This window comes from Bacillus cereus group sp. MYBK15-3 (assembly GCF_051916765.1).
GTDB lineage: Bacteria > Bacillota > Bacilli > Bacillales > Bacillaceae_G > Bacillus_A > Bacillus_A cereus.
Map to the genome: position 1 here is coordinate 1 of NZ_JBQAHG010000020.1, position 5730 is coordinate 5730.

Here is a 5730-nt window from a genome sequence, read left to right on the forward strand (position 1 = left end):
GATGGCAGAGAGGTCACACCCGTTCCCATACCGAACACGGAAGTTAAGCTCTCTAGCGCCGATGGTAGTTGGGACCTTGTCCCTGTGAGAGTAGGACGTCGCCAAGCAACTTTAAGACGAGTCAGAATGACTCGTCTTTTTTGTGTTTATAAAAATAAGAATGGCTGGTAAATCTCAGTTTATTAAAATTTTACTTTATTGTTCACATCAACAAGTTCAAAACGCTCACAGACGAGTAACATATCTTCAGAGAAATTAAGACCAATCTCATTTAGTTCCTTTGTAAAAAAACGAACATGGGTGTCTCTCCAGTAATTATAAGTACGATCTCCTTCGCCTTCAGCGATAGCGAATTCTTCGCTTACTTCATTCATTGGTGTTACAGTTACTTCTATTGTCTTAATAATAGCTACAGGTTCATCATTACTATTGAGTATAATACTATAATCATTAGTAGTCGGTAGCGATTCATTTTCTAATTCATAAAAAATGTGACCGGAGCATGTAGCTGTTTTAATACCGTCAATTACTAGTTGTGCAAGATAATTAGGGGCATCCCCAAATTGCCAAGCTGTAACAGATTCTGGTTTTTTGTTGTTTCCCCAATAAGTATCCCAATATGTCTGTGCTAATTGATTCATTTTTATCGTCACCTCACTCTAATTAATATTTAATCTCTTTATAATTCCTAGGAAATTTATTTATTTGTTATGCCTTTGTACTTATTTTTAATTTGTATCAGTGTTTTGCAAATTAAAAAGATACTATGTGGAGTGAATATAGTTTGTAAATATGTTCTGTACATATATGGGATCTTTAATTTTCCAATTGCATTTTATGATAAAGGATGTAGTTACTTAAAGAACGTTCAGATTATGAATGGTAGTTTATTATCACTATGCCATATTGAAGTGAGTAATACTAGAGTTGAAATAGATAAAAAAACCGATATTCTAAATTGAATATCAGTTTAATAATATGTGACTTATATGAATCTATAGCAATACGAAAAGCGTAAATAAGATAGCCAACAAAATACGATAGTACGCAAAAGGTTTTAAACCTATCTTCTCTAAAAGCTTTAGAAAAGTTACTACCGCTAGCATCGCTACTATAAAAGAGGTAATGAATCCTACCGCAAACATAGGGATGTCATCGACACTTAAATACTTCCAACTTTTTAGTAAGTCTAAGCCTGTAGCCCCAATCATTACAGGAAGAGCTATTAGAAAAGAGAATTCAGATGCAGTCTTATAATTTACTTTTGCTAATAGACCTCCAGAGATAGTAGAGCCAGCTCTAGAGAAGCCAGGGTATACTGCTAAGCACTGAAATAATCCGATTGTTAAAGCTTGGCGGTATGTTAAATCGTCCAGTGAATAGGCTGCTGCCTCTTTCTTTTTTACTTCTGCAAAGAGCATAAGAATTGCCCCTGCTACAAGTCCAATCACAACAGTGTATGGCTGGAATAAGTATGTTTTAATAATATCATGTAGTAGCAAACCAGCAACCACTGCCGGAAATACGCCAAGAAATACATGGAACGCGTTGAATTTTTTTTCTTTCTGTAGAAGAGGCTTAATATTACATAAAGAAACGAGACGTTTATGATATAAAATTGCAATGGCTAAAATTGCGCCTAGCTGAATAACAATTTCAAACGTTTTCGCTCTTTCTCCCTCAAAGCCTAATAAATGCCCGACTAATATAAGATGGCCAGTAGAGGATATAGGTAAAAATTCAGCTAATCCTTCTACAATACCGAGTATGAAGGCAATAATGATATCGCTCATAGTTTCACTCCTACAAATTAATGAATGTCTACTTTTTTAAAATAGAATAGTGTTGCAATAAATCCGGAAATTGTCGTTACTGCAATGATGATATAAGAATACTCTGGTGGATATGTCGGTTGTAATTCGTTATTTGCGATATCTAGAGTAGCGGTCCACGGGAATAAATCTTTATGCTTGGAGTTTACGAGCATAAGATTAGTCATTGTAATAATGACTGTTAATATAATGGGCGGTACATAGCTCTTCATTACAAGAGTTAGTAGCACAATAGGTGAAGACAATAGAAAGAGAAGTCCACCACATATTAAAAATTCTAGGAAAGAACCTAAAAGTAAAGAAATGTTAAAGCCAGGGAAGTTCCCCAATAGCCCTAATATTAAAGTAAGTGCCCAAGCGACTAAAGTTAGCATCATAATCCAAAGAAAGAGAATGATGAATTTACTTATAATAAAGCTAATGCGCGACACGGGGATAGTTAGTAAATTTTTCAGTGTATCTTCTGCATATTCACGGGTAAGCAAATATGCAACCACTACTCCATATAAGGGGAATCCTATAACTAAAGTAGTATATAAGTTAACGTCAGTGAATAATTGATGGAACCAAATAGTTGGAGTAGGCTGTTTTGTTTTTATATGTATATAAGAGGCTACTACAACTAAGAAAGGTGCGACACCAGCACCAATAATGCTAATTAAAAACATATTAGAGCGTTTTAGTTTTAAGAGTTCTGTATAGAGTAGATTAACCAATTGTTCCACCTCCAACTAGTTTGGTGAAATAATCTTCTAGTCTATCTTCGCTTATCATCATTTTTAATACTTCAATATCATTAAGAACAAACGTTCTGTTTATGTATCCTTGTTGTCCAAAATGAGAGTAAATACGAATATTTCCTTCATCATGTACTTCATAATCAAAAATTTGAAGATGATTTTCTAATAACATCACAGCTTTATCGTCATTATTCACTTGAAACTCTATGTACTTACGGTTTGCTTTGCGCAGCGTATCAAGAGAAACCTCTTCTAGTAACTTTCCTTCATGAATAATTCCGATACGATCGACCAACTGTTCTATCTCGGCTAATATGTGACTAGAAATGAGTATTGTTATATTTCTTTCTTGAGCTAAAGAATGAATAAGTTTTCGTATTTCTTTAATACCAATAGGGTCTAGTCCGTTAGTTGGTTCATCTAATATGAGTAGCTCAGGATAATGGAGAAGAGCGCGTGCAATTCCTAAGCGTTGCTTCATTCCTAAAGAATACTTTCCTACTAACTTTTTTGTCTCATGCTGCAAGCCTACTATTTCTAATGCTTTTTCGATAGCATTCTTTTTGTGAACCCCAATTATCTTTGCATTAATTAGTAGGTTTTCTTTTGCAGTTAAGTTTTCATAAAATCCTGGAACTTCAACTATAGAACCAATTCTGCTTAAAATATCTTTTTGATTTTGGAATAAGTTCTCTCCGAATATTTCAATCGTTCCACTTGTAGGTTTTATAAGACTAAGCAGCATACGAATGGTTGTTGTTTTACCAGCACCGTTGCGGCCTATGAAGCCATAAATCTCTCCTTGTTGAACATTAATATTTAAATTATCTACTGATTTTTGATTGCCATATACTTTAGTAAGGTTAGTCGTTTTTATAATTGTATTTATAGGAGACACCTGCTTTCTATAAGTTCTTACTTACATCATAAAAAGGAAGGCTTAACTGCATATTAATCATTTCTTAACTATTTCTTAAAAGTATTGTGTTTTGGAACAGAAAAGCCAAAAGTAGTTCGTTTCCATGGAGTACTTTCAACCCATATATGCCCACCATTTTTTTCAACGAGTGCTTTAGAAATAGAGAGTCCGAGACCGCTACCACCAAATGAAGAGTTTCTTGATTGTTCGCTTCGGTACATTCGCTCAAATATGTTTTGTAAATCATGTTTTGGAATACCAGGGCCTTGATCCCAAATATGAAGTTTGTATTCTGCATCAGCTTCTAGCAGTTCGACTCCTATTGTTTTCCCATCCTTTCCGTAATAAATTGCATTTTTCATTAAATTACCGATAATCCGCATAATGCTTAGATGATCTGCGATGATAGGACAAGTAGACTCTGGTATGAGAATTTGCAGTTCGATGTTATGTTTTGAGAGCTCAGGTAAAAATTCAATCAAAACTTCTCTAGTAACTTCAGAAAAGTCGAGTTCTTCTTCTTTTAGTGGAAATTCATTAGCGTCTAGCTTCGCCATATTGAATATTTCATCAACTAGGTGCTTTAAGTTATTTGATTTCATATAGAGTATTTTAAGATATTCTTGTTTTTCTATTTCAGAAGCGGCAACTCCGTCTTTCAAAGCATCTATATATCCGATAATGGAGGTGAGTGGTGTTCGTATATCGTGGGAGATACTAGACAAAAGTTGTTTTCTGGATTCCTCGGATCTTTTGGCTTCAATCTGAACCTGCTCTAATTTAGCTATTAGCTCGTTTATTGAAAAAACGATATTATGTAATGAGTGGTCATTGCTTGTGAATAATCTCGTTTGTAAGTTTCCTTTTAGTACACGACTTAATTTAGTATCCATTGCTTTACGATGTTGAATGAATTGTATTCTTGAAAAGAAGAGATAAATTGTAATTAAGATAAGGATAATAAATAAAGACATTTTTAATCTTGGGCCCATTTGTATGTTTAAAATCCCGCAAATGATAAGTTGTAATGAAATAAGGAAGAGGGTTTTATCAGTCTTCAAGCTTTTCACCTACAAACTTATAACCAATTCCCCATATAGTCTGAATGAATTTTGGATTGGAAGGGTCAATTTCTATTTTCTTTCTAAGTTTTCGAATATGTACCATAACGGTATTGTCATCTTCTATATAATTATCGTCCCACACATTTCGGAAGAGCTGTGTTTTTGTAAATACTTGCCCTGGGTTTGAAGTAAAGAATTTTAACAGTTCCAATTCTTTTCCGGTTAAGCTAATTTCTTCTTTGTTTGTATGAACTGTGTATGTATTTAAATTGATAGTTAGTCCTTTAAAAGATAAAGTTGTTTTTTCTTGAGTAGTATTGTTACTTCCGAGAACTAAAAAACGCCGCATAAGAGCTTTTACTCGTGCAATTACTTCGTGAATGCTGAAAGGTTTCGTAATATAATCATCAGCACCAATGCTTAAACCTAAAATTTTATCAACTTCGTGATCTTTAGCTGTGAGCATTAATATAGGTACGTTAGTTTTATCTCTAAGTTTTTTACATACCTCGATTCCATCTATTTTGGGCATCATAAGATCTAATATAACGAGGTTATATTTATTTTGATTAAATAAATGCAAGGCTTCTTCGCCGTTGATTGCAGTGTCTACCATGTATAATTCTCGTTCTAAATATATTTTTAATAAATTTCGGATTTCTTTATCGTCGTCTGCTATAAGGATACGTATATCTTTCATATCTTCACCTGCTTCTAATAGAGTTTTATTGATAGTACAACAACTCTCTAATTATATACTAGTATTTGTTAAAATAAGGTTGCTAGTTTTGTTGGAGGAAAACGTCCACACAAGTTAAGTCTAGAGTTCAAATTAACTTAAATATATTTGGAAAAATAAATTAAAGAGAAGCAGAAGGTGTGCTCCGATAATGAAATCCTATAGAGACGTATCTAGCTAAAAGAGCATAAAAATATTAAATTGAAATTCTTTATAAAAAGGTATTGACGATTATACTTTAGAGGTGTAATATAGAACAAGTCGCCGATGACATTAACATCGCAAGCGACAAACGAAATGAAAAACTTAGTTGACATTGAAAGATGAAAATGTTAACATAAGGAAGTCGCAAATGAGCGACCAAGTAGTTCTTTGAAAACTGAACGAAACAAACAACGTGAAACGTCAATTTTTATTTTAGATGCTAGACAAACTA

At 33.5% G+C, this 5730-nt stretch carries 6 protein-coding genes and 1 rRNA gene; 1 reads left to right on the plus strand and 6 read right to left on the minus strand.

Features of this window, described 5'->3' with window-relative positions; all coding sequences use genetic code 11:
- A 5S ribosomal RNA gene (gene rrf, locus ACTFR8_RS30205) occupies positions 1-107 on the plus strand; the annotation flags it as partial.
- Between the two features lie 75 nt (positions 108-182).
- Here rrf and ACTFR8_RS30210 read toward each other — a convergent pair.
- From ACTFR8_RS30210 to ACTFR8_RS30235, 6 genes are all read right to left on the minus strand, one after another.
- Positions 183-641, minus strand: a complete 459-nt coding sequence (locus tag ACTFR8_RS30210) for an ASCH domain-containing protein (protein WP_001072420.1) — start codon at positions 639-641, stop codon at positions 183-185.
- A gap of 354 nt (positions 642-995) precedes the next feature.
- Entirely contained in the window at positions 996-1793 is a 798-nt protein-coding gene (gene uppP / locus ACTFR8_RS30215; protein ID WP_001279960.1) for an undecaprenyl-diphosphate phosphatase UppP, read from the minus strand.
- A 17-nt stretch (positions 1794-1810) separates the two neighbouring features.
- Positions 1811-2548, minus strand: coding sequence for an ABC transporter permease (locus ACTFR8_RS30220; protein ID WP_000247716.1), 738 nt, complete (start codon positions 2546-2548; stop codon positions 1811-1813).
- A complete protein-coding gene (locus ACTFR8_RS30225) occupies positions 2541-3470 on the minus strand; it encodes an ABC transporter ATP-binding protein (RefSeq protein ID WP_144608563.1) in 930 nt (309 codons plus the stop codon). Before ACTFR8_RS30225 ends, ACTFR8_RS30220 begins: the two co-directional genes overlap by 8 nt.
- Before the next feature lie 68 nt (positions 3471-3538).
- A complete protein-coding gene (locus ACTFR8_RS30230) occupies positions 3539-4552 on the minus strand; it encodes a sensor histidine kinase (RefSeq protein WP_000845335.1) in 1014 nt (337 codons plus the stop codon).
- A complete protein-coding gene (locus ACTFR8_RS30235; protein WP_098300621.1) occupies positions 4542-5255 on the minus strand; it encodes a response regulator transcription factor in 714 nt (237 codons plus the stop codon). The genes ACTFR8_RS30230 and ACTFR8_RS30235 overlap by 11 nt, the downstream gene beginning before the upstream one ends.
- Positions 5256-5730 lie beyond the last annotated feature (475 nt).